At 70.4% G+C, this 21,576-nt stretch carries 18 protein-coding genes; 14 read left to right on the top strand and 4 right to left on the bottom strand.

The annotated features are described in order from the left end of the window. The first annotated feature begins 147 nt into the window (after positions 1-147). Both ACFVKT_RS39440 and ACFVKT_RS39435 read left to right on the top strand, forming a co-directional pair. On the top strand, positions 148-1,014 hold the full coding sequence (locus ACFVKT_RS39440) for a biotin--[acetyl-CoA-carboxylase] ligase (protein ID WP_385741568.1): 867 nt from the start codon (positions 148-150) through the stop codon (positions 1,012-1,014). A 256-nt stretch (positions 1,015-1,270) separates the two neighbouring features. Then, positions 1,271-2,464 (top strand): adenylate/guanylate cyclase domain-containing protein, encoded by a 1,194-nt coding sequence (locus ACFVKT_RS39435; protein ID WP_385741565.1) that lies wholly within the window; start codon positions 1,271-1,273, stop codon positions 2,462-2,464. Here ACFVKT_RS39435 and ACFVKT_RS39430 read toward each other — a convergent pair. Beyond that, a complete protein-coding gene (locus tag ACFVKT_RS39430; protein WP_385741562.1) occupies positions 2,461-3,045 on the bottom strand; it encodes a hypothetical protein in 585 nt (194 codons plus the stop codon). The two genes, ACFVKT_RS39435 and ACFVKT_RS39430, sit on opposite strands and share 4 nt — an antisense overlap. Before the next feature lie 271 nt (positions 3,046-3,316). Here ACFVKT_RS39430 and ACFVKT_RS39425 point away from each other — a divergent pair, with 271 nt between their 5' ends. The 5 genes from ACFVKT_RS39425 (at position 3,317) to ACFVKT_RS39405 (ending at position 9,216) form a co-directional block, all read left to right on the top strand. Further along, positions 3,317-4,147: an enoyl-CoA hydratase/isomerase family protein gene (locus ACFVKT_RS39425; RefSeq protein ID WP_385741560.1), complete on the top strand. Its 831-nt coding sequence runs from the start codon at positions 3,317-3,319 to the stop codon at positions 4,145-4,147. 24 nt (positions 4,148-4,171) lie between these two features. Beyond that, the gene (locus ACFVKT_RS39420; RefSeq protein WP_385741557.1) at positions 4,172-5,317 is read left to right on the top strand and encodes a diguanylate cyclase domain-containing protein; all 1,146 of its coding nucleotides are present in this window, start codon (positions 4,172-4,174) and stop codon (positions 5,315-5,317) included. Positions 5,318-5,424: 107 nt separating this feature from the next. Next, positions 5,425-6,963: a histidine ammonia-lyase gene (hutH, locus tag ACFVKT_RS39415; protein ID WP_385741625.1), complete on the top strand. Its 1,539-nt coding sequence runs from the start codon at positions 5,425-5,427 to the stop codon at positions 6,961-6,963. A gap of 241 nt (positions 6,964-7,204) precedes the next feature. After that, positions 7,205-7,408 (top strand): cold-shock protein, encoded by a 204-nt coding sequence (locus tag ACFVKT_RS39410; protein ID WP_266455269.1) that lies wholly within the window; start codon positions 7,205-7,207, stop codon positions 7,406-7,408. Positions 7,409-7,521: 113 nt separating this feature from the next. Continuing rightward, positions 7,522-9,216 carry a DEAD/DEAH box helicase gene (locus tag ACFVKT_RS39405; protein ID WP_385741554.1) on the top strand — a complete coding sequence of 565 codons (1,695 nt, stop codon included), beginning with the start codon at positions 7,522-7,524 and terminating at the stop codon, positions 9,214-9,216. Between the two features lie 120 nt (positions 9,217-9,336). Here ACFVKT_RS39405 and ACFVKT_RS39400 read toward each other — a convergent pair whose 3' ends face one another. Beyond that, complete coding sequence (locus ACFVKT_RS39400) at positions 9,337-10,074, bottom strand: DUF2625 family protein (RefSeq protein ID WP_385741551.1); 738 nt, start codon at positions 10,072-10,074, stop codon at positions 9,337-9,339. Positions 10,075-10,111: 37 nt separating this feature from the next. Next, positions 10,112-10,459: a hypothetical protein gene (locus tag ACFVKT_RS39395; RefSeq protein WP_385741549.1), complete on the bottom strand. Its 348-nt coding sequence runs from the start codon at positions 10,457-10,459 to the stop codon at positions 10,112-10,114. Positions 10,460-10,569: 110 nt separating this feature from the next. Here ACFVKT_RS39395 and ACFVKT_RS39390 point away from each other — a divergent pair, with 110 nt between their 5' ends. The 6 genes from ACFVKT_RS39390 (at position 10,570) to ACFVKT_RS39365 (ending at position 19,249) form a co-directional block, all read left to right on the top strand. Then, on the top strand, positions 10,570-10,914 hold the full coding sequence (locus tag ACFVKT_RS39390) for a hypothetical protein (RefSeq protein ID WP_385741546.1): 345 nt from the start codon (positions 10,570-10,572) through the stop codon (positions 10,912-10,914). A 211-nt stretch (positions 10,915-11,125) separates the two neighbouring features. Beyond that, positions 11,126-12,391 carry an Ig-like domain-containing protein gene (locus tag ACFVKT_RS39385; protein WP_385741543.1) on the top strand — a complete coding sequence of 422 codons (1,266 nt, stop codon included), beginning with the start codon at positions 11,126-11,128 and terminating at the stop codon, positions 12,389-12,391. A 215-nt stretch (positions 12,392-12,606) separates the two neighbouring features. Beyond that, positions 12,607-14,085, top strand: a complete 1,479-nt coding sequence (locus ACFVKT_RS39380) for an ABC transporter permease (protein ID WP_385741539.1) — start codon at positions 12,607-12,609, stop codon at positions 14,083-14,085. A gap of 115 nt (positions 14,086-14,200) precedes the next feature. Further along, positions 14,201-14,884, top strand: a complete 684-nt coding sequence (locus tag ACFVKT_RS39375) for an ABC transporter ATP-binding protein (protein ID WP_385741536.1) — start codon at positions 14,201-14,203, stop codon at positions 14,882-14,884. Between the two features lie 264 nt (positions 14,885-15,148). Next, positions 15,149-18,397, top strand: coding sequence for a S8 family serine peptidase (locus tag ACFVKT_RS39370; RefSeq protein ID WP_385741622.1), 3,249 nt, complete (start codon positions 15,149-15,151; stop codon positions 18,395-18,397). 81 nt (positions 18,398-18,478) lie between these two features. Continuing rightward, positions 18,479-19,249 carry a group II truncated hemoglobin gene (locus ACFVKT_RS39365; RefSeq protein WP_385741533.1) on the top strand — a complete coding sequence of 257 codons (771 nt, stop codon included), beginning with the start codon at positions 18,479-18,481 and terminating at the stop codon, positions 19,247-19,249. A gap of 131 nt (positions 19,250-19,380) precedes the next feature. Here ACFVKT_RS39365 and ACFVKT_RS39360 read toward each other — a convergent pair whose 3' ends face one another. Beyond that, positions 19,381-20,304 (bottom strand): helix-turn-helix transcriptional regulator, encoded by a 924-nt coding sequence (locus tag ACFVKT_RS39360; RefSeq protein WP_385741530.1) that lies wholly within the window; start codon positions 20,302-20,304, stop codon positions 19,381-19,383. A 200-nt stretch (positions 20,305-20,504) separates the two neighbouring features. Here ACFVKT_RS39360 and ACFVKT_RS39355 point away from each other — a divergent pair, with 200 nt between their 5' ends. Next, positions 20,505-21,545 (top strand): NAD(P)-dependent alcohol dehydrogenase, encoded by a 1,041-nt coding sequence (locus ACFVKT_RS39355; RefSeq protein WP_385741527.1) that lies wholly within the window; start codon positions 20,505-20,507, stop codon positions 21,543-21,545. Positions 21,546-21,576 lie beyond the last annotated feature (31 nt).

The following is a 21,576-nucleotide window of genomic DNA, read 5'->3' as shown; positions in this document are numbered from 1 at the left end:
CTCAAGAGTGCTGCTCAGGGGCGCTGCTCAGGTGTACTGCCGAGCGTTCCGCCCGACCGTGCTGCTCAGGCCTTGCTACTGAGTCGTAGGGTAGTGGCGCCGATACGGTTCGGCAGTGCGGCGTTTACCACACCTAGGGTGGGTTGCATGACGCCGCGAGATGCATCAGACGCCAACGACAACCGGTGGTCCGACCTGGACCGTCCGCCGCTCAACGCGACTGCCCTGCGCAAGGCGCTGGTACGGGACGGCAGCCTCTGGTCCGGCATCGAGGTGGTCGCCCGCACCGGCTCGACCAACTCCGACCTTGTCGCCCTCGCCACCGGGGGGAAGGCCGCCGAGGGTGCGGTACTGGTCGCCGAGGAGCAGAACGCCGGGCGCGGCCGCCTGGACCGGCAGTGGACCGCACCGGCTCGCTCCGGCCTCTTCTTCTCCGTCCTGCTGAAGCCCGCCACCGTCCCCGTCGCACGCTGGGGCTGGCTGCCGCTGCTCACCGGGGTCGCGGCGGCGACGGCGCTGTCGCGGGCCGCCGGAGTGGATACGGCACTCAAGTGGCCCAACGACCTCCTGGTGACCGTGGACGGCGCGGAACGCAAGACCGGCGGCATCCTCGCCGAGCGCGCAGGGACGGACGCCGTCGTCATCGGCATCGGCATCAACGTCACCCTCCGCGAGGACGAGCTGCCCGTGCCCGGGGCCGGTTCCCTCGCCCTCGCGGGCGCGGCGACCGCCGACCGTGACACGGTCCTGCGCGCCGTCCTGCGGTCACTCGCCGAGTGGTACGACCGCTGGCGCGCGGTCGGCGGCGACCCTGTCGCCTCCGGGCTCCAGGAGGCGTACGCCGCGGGGTGCGCGACGCTCGGGCGGGTGGTGCGGGCCGAGCTGCCCGGGGGGCGGTCGATCAGCGGGGAGGCGGTGGCCGTGGACGGGGACGGGCGGTTGGTACTGGCCACGGGGGAGGGGGTGCAGGAGCCGGTGGGCGCGGGGGACATTGTGCATCTGCGGGGGGTGTGAGGGTGGGTTTTCGCCCCCTCCGCCCCTGCCCGTCCCTTGCTCCTGGGGGCTGCCGCCCCCAGACCCCCGCTTCGCGCTGAACGCGCTCGTCCTCAAACGCCGGACGGGCTGAAACCAGTGCAGCGGGGGCGTAGGGGGCGAAAAACATCACCCCCAGCTCCACGTGCCGCAGCGGTCAGGAGTGAGCCAGCCCACACCTGCCGTAGAGTTGAGCGCGGTCGATACCTGACCGCGGCAGATCGGAAGGGCAGCAGGCGTGACCGTCGACGACACCGGTTCCGGTACGGGTGCAGACCCCGCCCCCGACGCCGAGCCGGGCCGTACCACCGGGTCGGTCACCCACACGTCCCCCGCACGGATGGACGCACACGACGCACCCGAGGACCAGGACTCCGGCGAGGACCCCCTGGCGCTACGCCTGGAGCAGCTCATCCTGGGCGCCGAGCGCCGCTACACCCCCTTCCAGGCGGCCCGCAGCGCGGGCGTCTCCATGGAACTGGCCTCCCGTTTCTGGCGCGCCATGGGCTTCGCCGACATCGGCCAGGCCAAGGCGCTCACGGAAGCCGACGTCCTCGCCCTGCGCCGCCTCGCGGGCCTCGTCGAGGCGGGCCTGCTGAGCGAGGCGATGGCGGTCCAGGTGGCCCGTTCCACCGGCCAGACCACCGCCCGCCTCGCCGAATGGCAGATCGACTCCTTCCTGGAGGGCCTGACCGAGCCCCCGGAACCGGGGATGACGCGCACCGAGGTGACGTACCCCCTGATCGAACTGCTCCTGCCCGAGCTGGAGGAGTTCATCGTCTACGTCTGGCGCCGCCAACTCGCGGCCGCGACAGGCCGGGTCGTACAGGCGGCGGACGACGAGGAGATGGTCGACCGCCGTCTCGCCGTCGGTTTCGCGGACCTCGTCGGCTTCACCCGGCTGACCCGCCGCATGGAGGAGGAGGAACTCGGCGAACTGGTCGAGGCCTTCGAGACCACCGCCGCGGACCTGGTGGCCGCGCACGGGGGCCGGCTCATCAAGACGCTCGGCGACGAGGTCCTGTACGCGGCCGACGACGCCGGGGTGGCCGCCGAGATCGCGCTGCGCCTCATCGAGACGATGGCGAACGACGAGACCATGCCGGAACTGCGCGTCGGCATCGCCTTCGGCACGGTGACCACACGCATGGGTGATGTGTTCGGTACGACGGTGAACCTCGCGAGCCGCCTCACCTCGATAGCGCCACGGGACGCTGTCCTGGTGGACGGCGCCTTCGCGGAGGAACTCATCCGTACCGCCGACGCGCCCGCCTCCGAGGCGGAGGCCGCCGAGGCCGCGGCCGCCGCGGAGAAGGAGGGCGAGGAACCGCCCTCCTACCGCTTCGCCCTCCAGCCGATGTGGCAGCGCCCGGTACGCGGCCTCGGCGTGGTCGAGCCCTGGCTGCTCGCCCGCCGCGATTCCGAGTCCTAGCGCGCGGAGTGCGGCTGCTGCAGACCGCCCACACAGAGCCCGATGATCGGTACGCACAGGCCGGGAGGCCTGGGTTTCGCGCTCGCCGTGGGCATGGGCATGGGCGTGGTCGGGCTCGGGGTGGGCGCGGCGGTGCTTGCGACCGGTGGCTGCGGCGCCGCGGGAGCGGGTGCCTGACCGGTGGGAATGCCGGTCGCGTCCGGCGTACCGCCCACGGGGACGGTGACCGCTGTCGACGGGCCCGCCACCAGCCGTGTCGGCGTCGGTGCCGGGGTGGGCGCGAGGCTCACCCCAGGGGCCGGCAGCGCGCTCTCCCCGCCCATCACGGCCGGCGTCGTGGCGGCCACCGGGTGCGCCGAGGGCACGGCCCCGACGGTTGCGGCGGCATTGCCTGCCGTGTCGGTGACGGTGCCCGTCGTCGGCTCGGCGTCCGGGACCCCCGTGCCCCAGATCACCGACTCCGGCGCCAGCCGTACGACGCTCAACGCCCCTGCCGCCAGGGCCAGTCCCCCTACGGCAACGAACACCCGCCGCGGGCGCGGCCTGCGATGGCGCCCGCGTGTCGTCTCCAGGTTCGTCATACTGCTACCTCCCCAAGGTGCCCGCGCTCCCCGATGCGCTGCGGCGGTGCGCACGTTATGCGGCGGGCGAGGGCCCGTCTGGCAATTCCCGTCGTCGCCCGGAGGGCGGGGCAGACGGGAATTGTCAGACGGGCCCTAGGGCGGGGGCCGGGAGTTCGGGCGGGTGTCACTCGAACGGGTGGGCGGCGGTCGAGGGGGCGGGTTCCCGTGGGTGGCGACTGCTGCGATGATCGGAGGGTCGGTTGTTAACCCGCGTTAACCGGAGGGTGTCATGGCGGAGCTGGAGCAAGGGGACGAGCGGCGGTTCGGGGATTTCGTCGTCGTACGGCGGCACGGGTACGTCGCGGAGCTCGTCCTCGACCGGCCGAAGGCCATGAACGCGGTGTCCACGGCCATGGCCCGGTCCCTCGCCGGTGCCTGCGAAGCGCTCGCCGCCGACCAGGACGTACGCGTAACCGTGCTGACCTCGACCCATGAGCGGGCCTTCTGTGTCGGCGCCGACCTGAAGGAGCGGAACTCTTTCAGCGACGCCGAGCTGGTGCGTCAGCGGCCGGTCGCGCGGGCCGCGTACACCGGGGTCCTGGAGCTGCCGATGCCGACCGTTGCCGCCGTCCATGGGTTCGCGCTGGGGGGTGGGTTCGAGCTGGCGCTGTCCTGCGATCTGATCGTGGCGGACCGTACGGCGGTCGTCGGGCTGCCCGAGGTGTCGGTCGGGGTGATTCCCGGTGGGGGAGGTACGCAGTTGCTGCCGCGGCGGGTCGGTGCCGCTCGTGCGGCCGAGCTGATCTTCTCCGCGCGGCGGGTGGAGGCTGTCGAGGCGCGGGAGTTGGGGCTTGTCGATGTGCTGGTCGACGCCGGGCGGGATCGCTCGGAGGCTCTCGCGCTGGCGTCCCGTATCGCGGGGAACTCTCCGGTGGGGTTGCGTGCGGCCAAGCGTGCGCTGCGGGTCGGTCACGGTCTCGACCTCCGCGCCGGGCTCGAGGTCGAGGATGCCGCCTGGTGGTCGGTCGCGTTCTCGGGGGACCGGGCGGAGGGGGCGAATAACCTCTCAGGACCACCACCCCTCAGGACCCCTGTTCGCCGCATCAATGTCCCTAAATGATGTGGTTTTACCTAGCCTGGAGTGATGGGTGAGGACAGACGGCTGAGGGCCGTGGTGGAGCTGGCTCAGGGGATGGCGGCGGCGCACACCCCGAGCGAGTCCTGGCGGGCGGCGGCCGTCGGGGTCTGTCACGCGCTCTCCGGGAGCTTCGCGGCGCTCTCGGTATGGGAGCGGGAGCTCGGCCGGCTGCGGGTCCTGGTGAACGTGGGGGAGCGGGCGGAGGGCGAGGAGGAGTTCCCGGAGGAGGAGGCCTATCCGGTGCACCAGTTCCCGGAGATCACCGAGTTCCTGCATGAGAGGTGGGCCGGGGGTGGTGAGCCCGACGCCTGGGTCGAGACCGCGGAGGGTCCGGCCGGAGGCCACGCCGGGTACTGCCACCAGCGCGTCGCCGCCCTGCGCCGCCGAGGCCGCGGCTGCTGCGTCGTCGCCCCGATCGTGCTGCACGGCCGCGCCTGGGGCGAGCTGTACGTGGCCCGCCCGGCGGGAGCCCCCGTCTTCGACCGGGCGGACGCCGACTTCGCGACCGTACTGGCCTCGGTCGTGGCGGCCGGGATCGCGCAGACGGAGCGGCTGGAGGAGGCCAGGCGGCTGGCGTTCACGGACGCCCTCACGGGGCTCGCCAACCGCCGCGCCGTCGACGTACGGCTCGACGAGGCCATCGACCGGCACAAGGAGGACGAGTCGGTCGTGGTCAGCCTCGTCGTCTGCGATCTCAACGGGCTCAAGCGGGTCAACGACACCCGCGGGCACGCGGTCGGCGACCGGCTCCTCGAACGGTTCGGGTCCGTGCTCTCCCTGTGCGGCGCGATGCTCCCGGGCACCCTCACGGCCCGGCTCGGCGGTGACGAGTTCTGCCTGCTCGCGGTCGGCCCGGCCGCCGACGAGGTGGTCCGCGTCGCCGACGAACTCTGCCGCCGCGCCGCAGAGTTGGAGCTCGGCGAGGGCGTGGCCTGCGGGGTCGCCTCGACCGCCGATCCGATCGGGCCGGTGCGCTCGGCCCGGCGGCTGTTCCGGCTGGCCGACGCCGCCCAGTACCGCGCCAAGGCCGTACGGGCGGCCAAACCCGTGGTCGCCGGGCGCGAGGGTCCCGACGACCCGGTCGTACGCCTCGCCGACGCCCCGTCGAAGGAAGGGGCGGGGGAGCGGCGTCGCTTCCGTGGGCGCCGCTGACCGCGAGCCCCTGGGCGCCCCTGAGTGACGTACATCCAAGTAAGGGGTCAACCCGCCACCCACTAGTGACATCATCGAATTCACTGCGTACGCTCCTGAATATGGATATGCACACTGTGGTGGTGGGGACGTCCGGGGTGACCGCGTCCGACGTACTCGCCGTGGCGCGCGCCGGCGCCCGGATCGAGCTCTCCGGCGAGGCGGTGGCGGCCCTCGCCGCGGCCCGCAAGATCGTGGACGCGCTGGCCGCCAGGCCGGAGCCCGTCTACGGCGTCTCCACCGGGTTCGGCGCCCTCGCGAGCCGGCACATCAGCCCGGAACTCCGCGCCCAGTTGCAGCGCAACATCGTCCGCTCGCACGCCGCCGGGATGGGCCCGCGCGTCGAGCGCGAGGTCGTCCGCGCGCTGATGTTCCTGCGGCTCAAGACCCTCTGCTCGGGACACACGGGCGTACGGCCCGAGGTCGCGCAGACCATGGCCGACATCCTGAACGCCGGTATCACCCCGGTCGTCCACGAGTTCGGCTCGCTCGGCTGCTCCGGCGACCTGGCCCCGCTGTCCCACTGCGCCCTGACGCTCATGGGCGAGGGTGACGCGGAGGGCCGGGACGGTGTCGTACGGCCCGCGGGCGAGCTGCTCGCCGAGGCCGGCATCACCCCCGTCGAACTGCGCGAGAAGGAAGGCCTCGCCCTCCTCAACGGCACCGACGGCATGCTCGGCATGCTGGTCATGGCCCTCGCCGACCTGGAGACCCTCTACAAGTCGGCCGACGTGACAGCCGCCCTGTCGCTTGAGGCCCTGCTCGGTACCGACAAGGTCCTCGCCCCCGAGCTGCACGCCATCCGCCCGCACCCCGGGCAGAGCGCCGCGGCCGCCAACATGCTGGCCGTACTGAAGGGTTCGGAACTCACCGGGCACCACCAGGACGGCGCCCCGCGCGTCCAGGACGCCTACTCGGTGCGCTGCGCCCCGCAGGTGGCCGGTGCCGGACGCGACACCCTCGCGTACGCCCGCACGGTCGCCGAGCGCGAGCTGGCCTCCGCCGTCGACAACCCCGTGGTGCTCCCCGACGGCCGGGTGGAGTCGAACGGCAACTTCCACGGCGCCCCGGTCGCCTACGTCCTCGACTTCCTCGCCATCGCCGCCGCCGACCTCGGTTCCATCGCCGAGCGCCGCACCGACCGGCTGCTCGACAAGAACCGCTCGCACGGACTGCCGCCGTTCCTCGCGGACGACGCCGGCGTCGACTCGGGCCTGATGATCGCCCAGTACACGCAGGCGGCGCTGGTGAGCGAGATGAAGCGGCTTGCCGTACCGGCTTCCGCGGACTCCATCCCGTCCTCCGCGATGCAGGAGGACCATGTGTCGATGGGGTGGTCCGCCGCCCGCAAGCTGCGCACGGCCGTGGACAACCTCACCCGCATCGTCGCCATCGAGCTGTACGCCGCCACGCGCGCGATCGAGCTCCGCGAGGGACTCGTCCCGGCCCCGGCATCGCAGGCGGTCATCGAGGCCGTCCGCGCGGCCGGCGTCCAGGGCCCGGGGCCCGACCGCTTCCTCGCTCCGGACCTGGCGGCGGCGGACGCGTTCGTGCGCGCGGGGCGGGTGGTTGCGGCCGTGGAGCCCGTGACGGGTCCGCTGGCCTGACGGAGCAAGTCCTATGTGGCGAGGGCCGCCGTCGGCTGTACGGTGGTCCTCGTCACGTCCGGGCCCTTCGGGGGCCGGAGGCGATCACGGGTGTGCTACTGTCACATTGATACGTTTTTGGTACCCATTTACTTTGTGCGCCTGATCGGAATCTTCCGCAGGCGCGTTTTGTTTTACCGGCATCTCCGGCTTTTCCCGGTGCATCTCCGGATGGGGGCCCCTACCTATTCAGGAGAGAAACATGGCAACAGGCACCGTGAAGTGGTTCAACGCGGAAAAGGGCTTCGGCTTCATCGAGCAGGACGGCGGCGGTCCCGACGTCTTCGCTCACTACTCCAACATCGCCAGCTCCGGCTTCCGTGAGCTGCTGGAGGGCCAGAAGGTCTCGTTCGACGTCGCGCAGGGCCAGAAGGGCCTGCAGGCGGAGAACATCGTTCCCGCCTAAATCAGGGGAAGCGCTTTTCCAGAGCCGGGGCCCCGCACCTTCGGGTGCGGGCCCCGGCTCGCGCTGTGCGCGTGTGCTGTCCGTGTGGCCCAGGAAGGAAATCCAGATCCAGCATGACTCGATCCGAACGTCCCGTCCGTAAGAGGCCGGCGAACGCACGCGGTACTCAGCCCCAGACCGGCGCTGCCTCCGCCTCCGCGAGGAACGCGGGCCGGGGCGCCGGCAACAAGGGCGGGGCCCGTAAGGCCGCGCCCACGCCGCAGGAGTTCTCGCTGCCCGAGAGCATCACGCCCGCGCTGCCCGCCGTCGAGTCCTTCGACGCGCTGGACATGCCGGCCGCGCTGACCAAGACCCTGACGGCCCAGGGCGTCACCGAGCCCTTCCCGATCCAGGGCGCCACCCTGCCCAACGCCCTCGCCGGGCGCGACGTGCTCGGCCGCGGCCGCACCGGCTCCGGCAAGACGCTCGCCTTCGGCCTCGCCCTGCTGGCGCGCACCGCGGGCCGCCGGGCCGAGAGCAAGGCGCCCCTCGCGCTGGTCCTCGTCCCCACCCGTGAGCTCGCACAGCAGGTCAACGACGCGCTGACGCCGTACGCGACCGCGGTGAACCTCCGTATCGCGACCGCCGTCGGCGGTATGTCGATCGGCCGCCAGTCCGGGACGCTGCGGCGCGGCGCCGAGGTGCTGGTGGCCACCCCCGGGCGGCTCAAGGACCTCATCGAGCGCGGCGACTGCACGCTCGGCCAGGTCGCCATCACCGTCCTCGACGAGGCCGACCAGATGGCCGACATGGGCTTCATGCCGCAGGTCACGGCGCTGCTCAAGCAGGTCGAGCCGGGCGGTCAGCGGCTGCTCTTCTCGGCGACGCTCGACAAGAACATCGACCGGCTGGTCAAGATGTTCCTCACCGACCCCGTCGTGCACTCCGTGGACCCGTCGGCGGGCACGGTGACCACCATGGAGCACCACGTGCTGCATGTCGCCGACGAGACCGACAAGAAGGCCGTCGCGATGCGGATCGCGGCGCGCGAGGGCCGGGTGATCCTCTTCGTGGACACCAAGCGGGGCGCCGACCGGTTCACCAAGCGGCTGCTGGCCAACGGTGTCCGGGCGTCCGCGCTGCACGGCGGGCGCAGCCAGCCGCAGCGCAACCGCACCCTGGACCAGTTCAAGACCGGTGAGGTCACCGTGCTGGTCGCCACCAACGTGGCCGCCCGCGGTATCCACGTCGACGACCTCGACCTCGTGGTCAACGTCGACCCGCCGGCCGACCACAAGGACTACCTGCACCGCGGCGGCCGTACCGCCCGTGCCGGTGAGTCCGGCAGCGTCGTCACGCTGGTGCTTCCCGAGCAGAAGCGCGAGATGACCCGCCTGTTCGCCGACGCCGGCATCAACCCGCGCATCGCCCGGGTCACGTCTTCCGACGAGGAGCTGGCCCGTATCACCGGCGCCCGCGAGCCCTCCGGTGTCCCGGTGGTCATCGAGGTGCCCCAGGTCGCCGAGCAGCCGAAGCGGCCCAAGTCCCGTCCCCGGGTGGGCGGCGGAGCCCGTCGCCCCCAGGGCACGGGTACTCGCACACAGGGCACCGGGACGCGTACGCAGAGCACAGGTACGGGTGCCCGCACGCAGAAGTCGGGATCGGGCGCCGTCGGCGAGTCGCAGGGCCGTCAGCCCCAGCGCTCCGGCGGCCGCCGTACCGAGAACGGCGGCGCCGCGGGCGCGAGCCGTGCGGGCGGCCGTGGCCGTGCCCCGCAGCGCCGCACGGAACGCGGCGGCGAGGGCGGCGGAGGCCGTCGCGCGGCGTAGGCAGCAGGCGTACGGCTGAGGGGTGTCGTGCGGGCCGATCGGCCCGCACGGGGGGTGTGTCGCGCGGGGCGCGCCCCCGCCCCCCCCACCACACCCCTCAGTTTTTGCCGGAAGCCACCCTCAGTCGTGCACCTCGCCGAAGAAACCCGGGTCGACCGAGTCGAGCTTGAGGGCGGAACTGCGGTGCAGGTCCAGGAGCTCCGCCAGGGGGGCCGGGCGGCGGGTGGTGGCCGTGAGGTCGCGGCGGGCGTCGGCCGACCAGAGGAACGGGGAGACGGAGATGCCCTGCGTGCCCGTCAGAGCGCCGGACTCGCCCCGCCAGCCGGGCCAGCGCAGGGTGTCGTAGAACTGGTCCATACCGCCGGTCAGGAGCCAGTCGAGCCAGGTCGAGTAGCCCACTTCGAGGGACTCCCAGCGCAGCGAGTCCGGCGCGAAGTAGATCATCTCGCCGGGCCGGCCGGGGCGGCCCTCGGCTTCGGGGTCGGGGCCGTTCAGGACGAAGACGCCGCCCAGGACGTCATGGCCGATGACGAGCCCGCCCTCCGGCCGCCACGCGGGATCGAAGCGGGCGGGGAAGTCGTTCACCTCGGCGAGGCCGGGCGGGCCGGAGGGAGTCTCCTCGCCCGGGCTGCCGTAGATGCGCAGCCATCCGCTGTCCAGCACCACTCCGCCGCAGTTCAACACCAGCGCGCCGAGCCAGGACCGGGCCGTTACCTGTAACTGGAGCAGGGTCCCGCGGCCCTGCGCGGGGTCCACCGGGAGCACTTCCAGTGACACCGAGCTTGTGGTGGAGAGCTTCTCGGAGAGGAGTGGCCACGCGGGCTCCTCGACATCGGTCAGCTCGGTCAGGTCTCGCATGGGTTCCCCGATGGGTCCGGGCGCCGCAGCACCGCGCTCAGTAGGCCGCCGTGCGCTCCCGGCGCACCGAGTAGGTCACGAACCCGGCGCCGAGGCCGAGGCAGAGGGTGCCGCCGATGACGTACGGCGTCGTGTCGAAGCTTCCGGTGTCGGCCAGCCGGGTCCCGTCGCCCAACTGCGACTGCGGCCCCGACTCCGTGGAGGTCCCGTCCACGGTGGTCGTGGTGGTGGGACCGGCCGACGGACCGGCCGGTGCGCTGGTCGACGTCGAGACGTGCTCGACGGGCTCGTCCTGGGTCGCGTTGGCGGACGGGACGAACCACAGGGCCCCCAGGAGGGTCCCCGCGGCGGTGGCGGTCAGCAACGATCGACGTGCGGCGGACACGAAATATCGATCCCCTTGTGGCGCTGGCGAATTGGCCGTGTGGACCGATGCTAATGAAAGGCGCGGGTCGTGGGAAAGTCGCGGAACCTGTGGGTCGTACGCTCCGTCTCATGAGTACTCCTGAGACAGCACAGTTTGTCCGGCTTCGTGTCGAACTGGTGCTTGAAGTCGATGACGCCGACGCCGTCGCCAAGGCCGCGCTGCGGCGGATCGCCGAGGACACCGCCATGCCGGCCGACGAGCGGGCGCACGCGGAAAACGCAGTGACGGAAGACACTGCCGAAGCCCTCGCCTATCTCGTCGACCCGTTCGACCTGGTCAGCGAGGTGCCCGGGATCGAACTCGCCCAGGCTTCCTGGAGCAGCGAGCCGATCGACTACGACCCCGATTCGCCGGATTGGGACCTCGACGAGGATGATGACGCCGAGGACGACGAGGAAGTGGGCGTCGGCTGAAGCTTCTTGGGGAAATCGTGACCCCGGGTGGCAACCGCCGTCCGGGGTTTCCTCGTCTCTGGAGATCGCGGGAGGCGCACGGATCACCTCCGTGCCCCCCGCCTCGGACGTGGTGTGCCCCACACATCCACCGGATGTGGAACGGGATGAACCGGCCGTAGCGTTGAAAGTTCTTACGGGGCTCTCACGGTTTTTTGGGTATTCGGCAACGATGGAGAAGCGTGTGATGACGGATGGTAAGCGGCGCAGGGGCCTGATGGTCGCCTCCGCCCTGCTCGGCGGGGTGCTGGCGCTCTCCGCGTGCAGCGGGAGCGACGGCAAGGCCGGCGGTGACGGCGAGAGCAGCAGCGCGCAGGCCAGCGCCGACGCGGCCGCCGCCAAGAAGACCTCCGAGGCCTCGATCACGATCACGCCCAAGGACGGCTCCGACAACGCCTCCATCAACGACGCGGGCAAGGTCACCGTGAGCAAGGGCACACTCACGGAGGTCACCATGGAGACCGGGGACGGCAGCGCCGTCGCCGGTGAGATATCCGCGGACAAGACGAGCTGGGCCCCCACCGGTCAGCTCGAGCGCTCCACCACGTACAAGGTCACGGCCGCGGCCACGGACTCCGAGGGCCGCGTCGCCCACGAGAACGGCTCGTTCACCACGGTCTCCCCGGCCAACAGCTTCATCGGCAACTTCACGCCGGAGGACGGCTCCACCGTCGGCGTCGGCATGCCGGTCTCGATCAACTTCGACAAGGCGATCACGAACCAGGCCGACGTGCAGAAGGGGATCACCGTCAGCTCCAGCAGCGGCCAGGAGGTCGTCGGGCACTGGTTCAGCGCCAACCGCCTGGACTTCCGCCCCGAGGACTACTGGACCGGCGGCTCCACCGTCACCCTCAAGCTGAACCTCGACGGCGTCGAGGGCGCGAGCGGTGTGTTCGGTGTGCAGCAGAAGACGGTCACCTTCAAGATCGGCCGTAACCAGGTCTCCATCGTCGACGCCCAGACGAAGACCATGAAGGTCACGCAGGACGGCAAGACGATCAAGACCATCCCGATCTCCGCCGGTTCGCCCGAGAACAAGACGTACGAGGGCCAGATGGTGATCTCCGAGAAGTTCAAGGAGACCCGGATGAACGGCGCTACGGTCGGCTTCACGGACGACGACGGCAAGGGCGAGTACGACATCAAGGACGTACCGCACGCGATGCGTCTGTCGAGCTCCGGCACCTTCATCCACGGTAACTACTGGGGCGCCAAGTCCGTCTTCGGCAGCGTCAACACCAGCCACGGCTGCGTGGGCCTGTCGGACACCAAGGGCGCGAACGACCCGAACACGACTGCCGCCTGGTTCTACAACAACTCGATGATCGGCGACGTGGTGGTCGTCCAGAACACCGGCGACAAGACCATCGCCCCGGACAACGGCCTCAACGGCTGGAACATGGACTGGGCGGCGTGGAAGGCCGGTTCGGCCGCATAACACCCCTTGCCCGCGCTTCGTCCGAAGGCCCGTACCCGGCAGGGTGCGGGCCTTCGTGCTGGGCCGCACCCTGGCAGGAGAGGGGCCTTCGTGCTGGGCTCCCGCACAGGCTTGCTCGGTGGTGCACAGGTGAACTCCCGCTCCGCCACAGCCTTCTCATCATTCTCTTATCTCGGCCTTATGCCTTCATCACGCGCCGTACCTAGCTTTCGGCCATGTTCTTCACTTACCTGAGGCGCGAACTGCGCCGCCGCAGAAAGGCGGCCCTCGTCGTCGCCTCCGGGCTCGCCCTGGGCATCGCCCTGGTCATCGTGGTCAGCTCCGTGTCCTCGGGCATGGAGAAGGCCCAGGGCAAGGTCCTCCAGTCGCTGTACGGGCTGGGCACGGACATGACGGTCACCAAGGCCGCCGCGGCTCAGACGGACACCAGCCAGCGCCCGCGCTTCAACTTCGACGCGAGCGACGGCGACTCCGAGCAGAGCAGCGACCGCGTGATGGTCCAGGGCTTCCAGACCCTGGCCTCCAGCACCGTCACCAAGGTCGACTCCCAGGCGGGCGTCGCGGACTCCGTCGGAGGGCTGAGCCTCCAGGTCATCAAGGTCAACGGCCAGTTCCGGCAGGGCCAGTTCCAGCAGGACGAGGGCGCGTCGGCCGCTCCGGGCGGCCGCGGTGGCGGCAGCGCACCACCCCAGGGCCGTGTCGAGGGCGGCGGCGCCGACTTCGACGTCAACCAGTACACCGTCTACGGCACCGACGTCACCAAGCCGGAACTCGGCCCGCTGACCTCCTCGAAGATCACCAGCGGCCGTACGTTCACGACGTCCGAGACGGATGCCAAGGTCGTCGTCGCCGACGCGTCGTACGCCAAGGAGAACAAGCTCGCTCTCGACGACACCGTCACGATCAAGAGCGTCAAGTACAAGGTCATCGGCATAGCGACGCCCGACAGCGGTGACGCGGCGGCCAACCTGTACATCCCGCTCAAGCAGGCGCAGACGCTCAGCGACTCCAAGGACAAGGTCACCACGATCTACGTCCAGGCGTCCGACTCGCAGCAGATCGACAGCGTCAAGAGCACCATCCAGAAGAACATCTCGGGTACGACGGTCACCACCTCCGCCGACCTCGCGAGCACCGTCTCCGGGTCCCTGTCGACCGCCTCAGACCTCGCCTCGAACGTGGGCAAGTGGCTGTCCATCGCGGTGCTCATCGCCGCGTTCCTGGTCGCCGGTCTGCTCACCTCCTCGGCTGTCTCCCGGCGTGTCCGCGAGTTCGGCACCCTCAAGGCGCTCGGCTGGAAGTCCGGCCGGGTGACCCGCCAGGTGGTCGGCGAGGCCATCGTCAACGGTCTGGTCGGCGGCGCTCTCGGTATCGCGCTCGGCCTCGCCGGCGCGTTCGTCGTGACCGAGATCAGCCCCACCCTCCAGGCGGAGGTGGGGAGTTCGGGCGGTGCTGCGGCCGGTCCCGGCGGCGGTGGCGGCTTCGGCGGCGGCGGTGGCGGTGGTGGCGGCTTCGGCGCCGCCAGGGAGGCGGCGTCCTCGACCCTCGACGTCGCTCTCAGTGCGCCCGTCAGCGTCAACACCATCGTCGTCGCGGTCGGCCTCGCCGTCGCCGGCGGGCTGATCGCCGGTGCCTTCGGTGGCTGGCGAGCCTCCCGGCTGCGTCCCGCGGACGCGCTGCGCCGCGTCGAGTAGTCCGGCCCCGCACGGCTCAGGTGGTCCCGCCCCGCACGGCTCACGCGGCCAGGGCCTGTCCGGCCTGATCCGCCGGGCAGGCCCTAACCCTCTTACGCACAACAGGAGTTGTTCCATGTACGAACTCAGAGGCGTCATCAAGCGCTATTCGCGGGGCAGGGACACGATCAACGCCCTCGCCGGTGTCGACCTGACCATCGCGGACGGCGACCGGCTGGTCATCCAGGGCCCCACCGGTGGCGGAAAGTCCACCCTCCTTCAGATGCTCGGCGGCCTCGACCGGCCCACCGAGGGCAGCGTCGAGCTCGACGGCACGGACATGGCGAAGCTGTCCGAGGCGAAGCTCACCAAGGTGCGGGCCGAGAACATCGGCTTCGTCTTCCAGAGCTTCAACCTGATTCCCACGCTCACCGCGCAGGAGAACGTGGAGACCGCTCTCGTACCCCTCGGGGTGAAGGCGAAGGAGCGGCGGCAGCGGGCCGCCGACGCGCTGGCGTCGGTCGGCCTCGAGGAGCGGCTCGGGCATCTGCCCGCCGAGCTGTCCGGCGGTCAGCAGCAGCGCGTCGCGATCGCCCGCGCACTCGTCAAGCAGCCGAAGGTGCTGCTCGCCGACGAACCGACCGGCAACCTGGACGAGTCGATGCGCGACGAGATCATGGACGTACTGGAAACCATGTGGAAGGAGCACGGGCTCACTTTCATCATGGTCACGCACGACTCCTCGATCGCGAAGAAGGCCCCGCGACTTGCGACGATCCGCAAGGGCAAGCTCACCGTCAAGGAGAACGCGGGGGCGTAGTGGAGCGCAACAGAGGGGGCTCGGGGGTGCGGCGGAAGGTGCCGGTCAATTCTTAACCTGTGCCCCGCCATTGAGAAGCCGATCACCCCCCGGGCATACTTACGTATTCCGGGGGGTGCACGTATGCGCGTGCGGAACTTCCCTCCGGCCGGATGAATGGGGATTCGTCCGGATCTCATCTCAGGGGGAGTTTTGCGCAGACAAGTGAAACGAACGTGCCTTGCCACGGTCGCCACGGCGGCCGCTGTGGCCCTGGCGGCGGGAATGACCACCCCGGCGTCGGCGGAGCACGCGAGTGGTACGTCCGCGGCCGGGCAGGCAGCCCAGGCCAAGCAGGCCGGGCTCACGGCCAAGCACTACATCACGCTGATCACCGGTGACCGGGTGGCCGTCGACGCCGAGGGCCGTGTCGTCGGCGTCGAGCGTGCCGAGGGCCGCGAGAACATACCGGTCCGGACCCGCGAGGCCGACGGCCACACCTTCGTGGTGCCGGCCGACGCGCAGAGTCTGATAGCCAGCGGCAAGGTCGACCAGCGGCTCTTCGACGTCACCGAGCTGAACACGGCGGCGTCCATCAAGTCCCAGAAGCAGGGACTGAAGGTGATCGTCGGCTACAAGGGCACGGCGGCGGCCGCCAAGGACGACGTGCGTGACGCGGGCACCGTCCGCAGGACCCTCAAGTCCCTGAACGCGGACGCCGTGGTGACGCCGAAGCAGGACGCCACCGAGCTGTGGGACGCGGTCACCGAGGACGGGAGCCCCGCTTCCGGCGTCGCGAACGTCTGGCTGGACGGCGTGCGCGAGGTCAGCCTCGACAAGTCCGTGCCGCAGATCGGCGTCCCCAAGGCGTGGGCCGCCGGCTACGACGGCACGGGCGTCAAGATCGCCGTCCTGGACACCGGAGTCGACGCGACCCACCCGGACCTCGCGGGCCAGGTGACGGAGTCCAAGAACTTCTCCACCTCGCCCGACGCGACCGACAAGTTCGGCCACGGCACGCATGTCGCCTCGATCGCGGCCGGCACGGGCGCCAAGTCGAACGGCAAGTACAAGGGTGTCGCGCCCGGCGCGAAGATCCTCAACGGCAAGGTCCTCAGCGACGAGGGCTTCGGCGACGACTCCGGCATCCTCGCCGGCATGGAGTGGGCGGCCGCACAGGGCGCCGACGTCGTGAACCTCAGCCTGGGCGGCGGGGACACCCCCGAGATCGACCCGCTCGAGGCCGAGGTCAACAAGCTGTCCGAGGAGAAGGGCATCCTCTTCGCGATCGCCGCGGGCAACTCCGGCCCCGGCCCGCAGACCATCGGCTCCCCGGGCAGCGCGGCCGACGCGCTGACCGTCGGCGCCGTGGACGGCAGCGACAAGCTGGCGTCCTTCTCCAGCCGCGGCCCCGGCCTGGACGGCGCGGTCAAGCCGGAGGTCACGGCCCCCGGTGTGGACATCACGGCGGCCTCGGCCCCGGGCAGCGTCATCGCCACGGAGGTCGGCGAGAACCCGGCCGGCTATGTGACCATCTCGGGTACGTCGATGGCGACGCCGCATGTCGCGGGCGCGGCGGCGATCCTCAAGCAGCAGCACCCGGACTGGAAGTTCACCGAGCTCAAGGGTGCGCTGACCGGCTCCGCGAAGGGCGGCGCGTACACGCCGTTCCAGCAGGGCTCGGGCCGGATCCAGGTCGACAAGGCCATCCAGCAGACGGTGATCGCCGAGACCGCGTCGGTGAGCTTCGGCATCCAGCAGTGGCCGCACACCGACGACATCCCGGTGACCAAGCAGGTCACCTACCGCAACTTCGGCACGGCCGACGTCACCCTGAACCTCACGGCGACGGGGACCAACCCCAGTGGCCAGGCGGCTCCGGCGGGCTTCTTCACGCTCGGCGCGAAGACGGTCACCGTCCCGGCGGGCGGCACGGCCTCCGTCGACCTGACGGCCAACACGAAGCTGGGCGGCACCACGGACGGCGCTTACTCGTCGTACGTGACGGCGACCGGTGGCGGCCAGACCGTGCGTACGGCGGCGGGGGTGCAGCGCGAGGTCGAGTCGTACGACGTGACGGTGAAGTACATCACCCGTCCGGGCGAACAGCCCATCCACCTGACCGACCTGTGGGCCTACTCGGGCGCGGCCAACGGTCAGGACTTCTACCGTGAGGGCACCGGCGCCACCGACACCATCCGGGTGCCCAAGGGCTCGTACATCCTGGACAGCCTCCTGGTGAAGGACCTCATCACGTTCGAGGGCGGCGCGGACTGGCTGGTCCAGCCCAAGCTGAGCGTCACCAAGGACACCACGGTGACGATCGACCAGCGCACCGCCAAGACCGCCGACATCACGGTGCCGGACGCGGCGGCGCAGCAGGTCTCCGGCGCTGTCTCCTACTCGTACGACGCTGCCGGCGTCGGTACGGGCATCGGCGTGGACTCCTTCGCGAACCTGCGGGTGGCGCACGTCGGCCCTGCGATCACCTCCGGTCTCACCCAGAGCTGGTCCGGCACCTGGCTCAAGGGTGCCGCCACCGAGTACGACATCTTCACCGGCGGCAAGGTCACCAAACTGCAGGGCACCAAGACCAAGCACTACAAGGCGAGCGAACTCGCCACGGTGAAGGTGAACCTGGGGTCCTCGGTCGCCGGCAAGACGGGTGCGGTCGCCGCCTACGGCGAGCTGCCCGACGACTTCTCCTTCAGCGTCCCGGTCGAGCAGAAGCTGCCCGGCACACGGACGCTCCACGTGTCCACCGGGGACAAGGTCAAGTGGGGTGTCGACTTCGCGCAGTACGGGCCTCTCGTGGGCGGCTACCCGAGCATCGAGGCCTACTACACCCTGGACGACACGCTGACCCTCGCGGCGGGCAAGACCTACTCGAAGACCTTCAACAACCCGGTCTTCGGCCCGAAGCTCAGCAGTCTGTACGGCGTCTACCGCAGCGACGACTACCTCTACGCTTATCTGCCGGTGTTCGCCGACGGCGGGGGCCACGGAGGTGAGTCGCTCTACACCTCGGTCAAGACGACCCTGTACCGCAACGGCACCAGGATCGCCGCGACCGACGATACGCTGTACGGCGGCGGCCAGTACAAGGTCCCGGCCGCGGACGCGCTGTACCAGCTGTCCACCTCGATCACACGTTCCGCGAAGGTGGCCACGGCCGCCTCGAAGATCAACGCGAGCTGGACGTTCCGCTCGAAGAAGGTCACCGACGCGAAGCTGCCGATCTCCACGGCCCGCTTCGGCGCCTCCGTCGGCCTGGACGGCCGTGTCACGGCCGGCAAGAAGGTGACCATCCCGGTCATCGTCCAGGGCGCGGCCGCCGGCAGCAACCTCAAGTCCCTCTCCGTGTCCGTCAGTTACGACGCGGGCAAGAAGTGGACCAAGCTGACCGTCAAGAACGGCAAGGTCACCTTCAAGAACCCGGCGAAGGGCAAGGCCATCTCGCTCCACGCGACGATCACCGACAAGAAGGGCAACAAGTCGGCGGTCTCGATCTACAACGCGTACTACGGCAAGTGAGCCCGTACGTGAAGTGAGCCCATAGCGAACGGCCCGTCGGAGGGAGAGCCTCCGGCGGGCCGTCCGTGTTTGTGTGGGGGCATGACTGTTCAGACCGTCGAGTACATCCGGTACGGCATCCCCGAGCAGCAGTCGGCGGAGTTCCTCGCCGCGTACACCCGGGCCGCCGTGCATCTCGCGGCGGCGCCCGAGTGCGTCGACTACGAACTCGCGCGCTGCGAGGAGGACTTCGAGCACTTCGTCCTGCGTATCACCTGGACGTCGACCGAGGCCCACGAGGAGGGCTTCCGCAAGTCGGAACTCTTTGCCGACTTCCTCGCCGAGATCCGCCCCTACGTCTCCAGCGTCGAGGAGATGCGCCACTACAAGCCGACGGCGGTACGGGGGACGGGCGCGGCGGTTCCCACGCTGTACGCCTGGGCGGGGGGCGCCGAGGCGTTCACCCGCCTCACCGAGGTCTTCTACGACAAGGTCCTCAAGGACGACGTCCTGGCACCCGTCTTCGAGGACCTGGCCCCCGAACACGCCGCGCACGTGGCGCTCTGGCTCGGCGAGGTCTTCGGCGGCCCCGCGGCCTACTCCGAGACGCAGGGTGGCCACGGGCACATGGTCGCCAAGCACCTCGGCAAGGGCATCACCGAGGTCCAGCGCCGCCGCTGGGTCAATCTCCTCCAGGACGCCGCGGATGACGCCGGTCTGCCGACCGACGCGGAGTTCCGCTCGGCGTTCGTCGCGTACGCGGAGTGGGGGACGCGGCTGGCCGTCTATTTCTCCGGCCCGGACGCGGTCGCTCCGGGGGAGCAGCCGGTGCCGCGGTGGGGGTGGGGGGCGGTGACGCCGTATCGGGGGTGACGGGGCGGGTTTTTCGCCCCCTCCGCCCCTGCCCGTCCCGTACCTGGGGGCTGCCGCCCCCAGACCCCCGCATCGCGCTGAACACGCTCGTCCTCAAACGCCGGACGGGCTGAAACCGCAGCTCGGGACACCTACGGCGGTGACCCCGCCCCCGCACGCGTCGCGTCCCGCCCCCAGCTGGCCAGCAAGCGCAGCGCCTCCTCGGAGGCCGACCCGGGCTCCGCGTGATACGTGACCAGCATCTGCTCACTCTCACCGGCCAGTTGGAAGGACTCGTACTGAAGGGAGAGGTCACCCACCAGGGGATGACGGAGCCGCTTCACCCCGTGAGTCTTCTCCTTCACATCGTGCGTGGCCCACAGCCGCCGGAAGTCCTCACTCTTCACCGAGAGCTCACCGACCAGCGCGGACAGCCGGGGATCGTCGGGATGACAGCCCGCGTCCATGCGCAGCAGACAGACGATGTCGATCGCCTTCTGCTCCCACTCCACGAAAAGGTCCTGGTACTCGGGCCTGAGGAACACCATCCGCGCCCAGTTCCGCTCCTGCGCCGGCAACTCCGACCAGTCGCCGAACACGGCCGCGGCCATCCGGTTCCACACGAGAACGTCGGAACGCCGGCCGGTGATGTAGGCCGGCACCCCGTCCAAGGTGTCGAGGAGCTGCCGCAGGGCCCCCCGCACCTGCTGCTGCCGAGCCCCCTGCTTCTTCTTGTGCTGCTTGGGCTTCGCGAGGTGGGTGAGATGCGCGTGCTCGGCGTCCGTGAGCCGCAGGGCGCGGGCGATCGCGTCGAGTACCTCCGACGACACGTTCTGTCCGTTGCCCTGTTCGAGGCGCGTGTAGTACGCCACCGACACCCCGGCCAGCTGCGCCAGCTCCTCGCGGCGCAGCCCCGGCACCCGCCGGTGCCGGCCGAAGTCCGGCATCCCCACGTCCTCGGGCTTCAGCCGGGCTCGGCGCGTGCGCAGGAATTCGCTGAGCTCGGCGCGCCGGTCCAGTGGCTGCCCCGCCGCGCCCGCGGGCTGCTGAGAAGACTGTGGTGGCTGTGGGTCCATGCCTTCAGTATTCACGGTCCTCTCACGGTCGTACGCGTACGAGGCTGACCCCCTCAGTAGTAGGACCAGCGAACGTACGTAAAGCGGTGACCTGGGTGAATGTCACGCGGGCGAGCACGCTGGACGACGTACCCGGTCGGAAAGTTCAGCAAGGTCAGAAGGCAGCCGGGTACACGACCACTCCTTAGGAGAACCCCGGCATGACCACTGTTGCTGCGTACGCCGCCCCCGCCCCCAAGGCGCCGCTGGAGCGCACCACCATCGAACGCCGCGCGGTCGGCGAGTTCGACGTCCTGATCGACATCAAGTTCGCCGGCATCTGTCACTCGGACATCCACCAGGCCCGGGAGGGCTGGGGCGAGGCCATCTTCCCGATGGTCCCGGGCCACGAGATCGCCGGCATCGTCACCGCGGTCGGCTCCGGCGTCACCAGGTTCCAGGTGGGCGACCGCGCGGGGGTCGGCTGCATGGTCGACTCCTGCCGCGAGTGCGAGAACTGCAAGGCGGGCCTGGAGCAGTACTGCCTCAAGGGCGGCGTCATGACGTACAACGGTGTCGGTGTGGACGGCGCGCCCACCTACGGCGGCTACTCCACGCACATCGTCGTCGACGAGAACTACACCCTCCGCATCCCCGACGGCATCTCCCTCGACGAGGCCGCACCCCTGCTCTGCGCCGGCATCACCACATACGCCCCGCTCAAGCACTGGAACGCGGGCCCGGGCAAGAAGGTCGCCGTCCTCGGCCTGGGCGGCCTCGGCCACATGGGCGTCAAGATCGCGCACGCGCTCGGCGCCGAGGTGACCGTCCTCTCGCAGTCGCTCCGGAAGAAGGACGACGGCCTGAAGCTGGGCGCCGACCACTACTACGCGACCAGCGACCCGAAGACCTTCGAGGAGCTTGCGGGCACCTTCGACATCATCCTGTCGACGGTCTCGGCACCGCTGGACTTCGGCGCGTACCTCTCCCTGCTGAAGACGGACGGCGCCCTCGTGAACGTCGGCGCCCCCGAGGAGCCGATCTCCCTCAACCTCTTCGCCCTGATCGGCGGCCGCAAGACCCTCGCCGGCTCCATGATCGGCGGCATCGCAGAGACCCAGGAGATGCTGGACTTCTGCGCCGAGCACGGGCTGGGCGCGGAGACCGAGCTGATCACCGCATCCGAGATCAACGACGCGTACGAGCGTGTCCTCACGAGCGACGTCCGCTACCGGTTCGTGATCGACACGGCCACGATCTAGCCAGGTCCGCGGCACACCGCTGAACCCGGGT

Origin of the sequence: Streptomyces sp. NPDC127595, from assembly GCF_042671685.1 — a bacterium.
GTDB lineage: Bacteria > Actinomycetota > Actinomycetes > Streptomycetales > Streptomycetaceae > Streptomyces.
The sequence above is the reverse complement of the archived record's forward strand: the minus strand, read 5'-3'. Positions and strand labels throughout refer to the sequence as shown.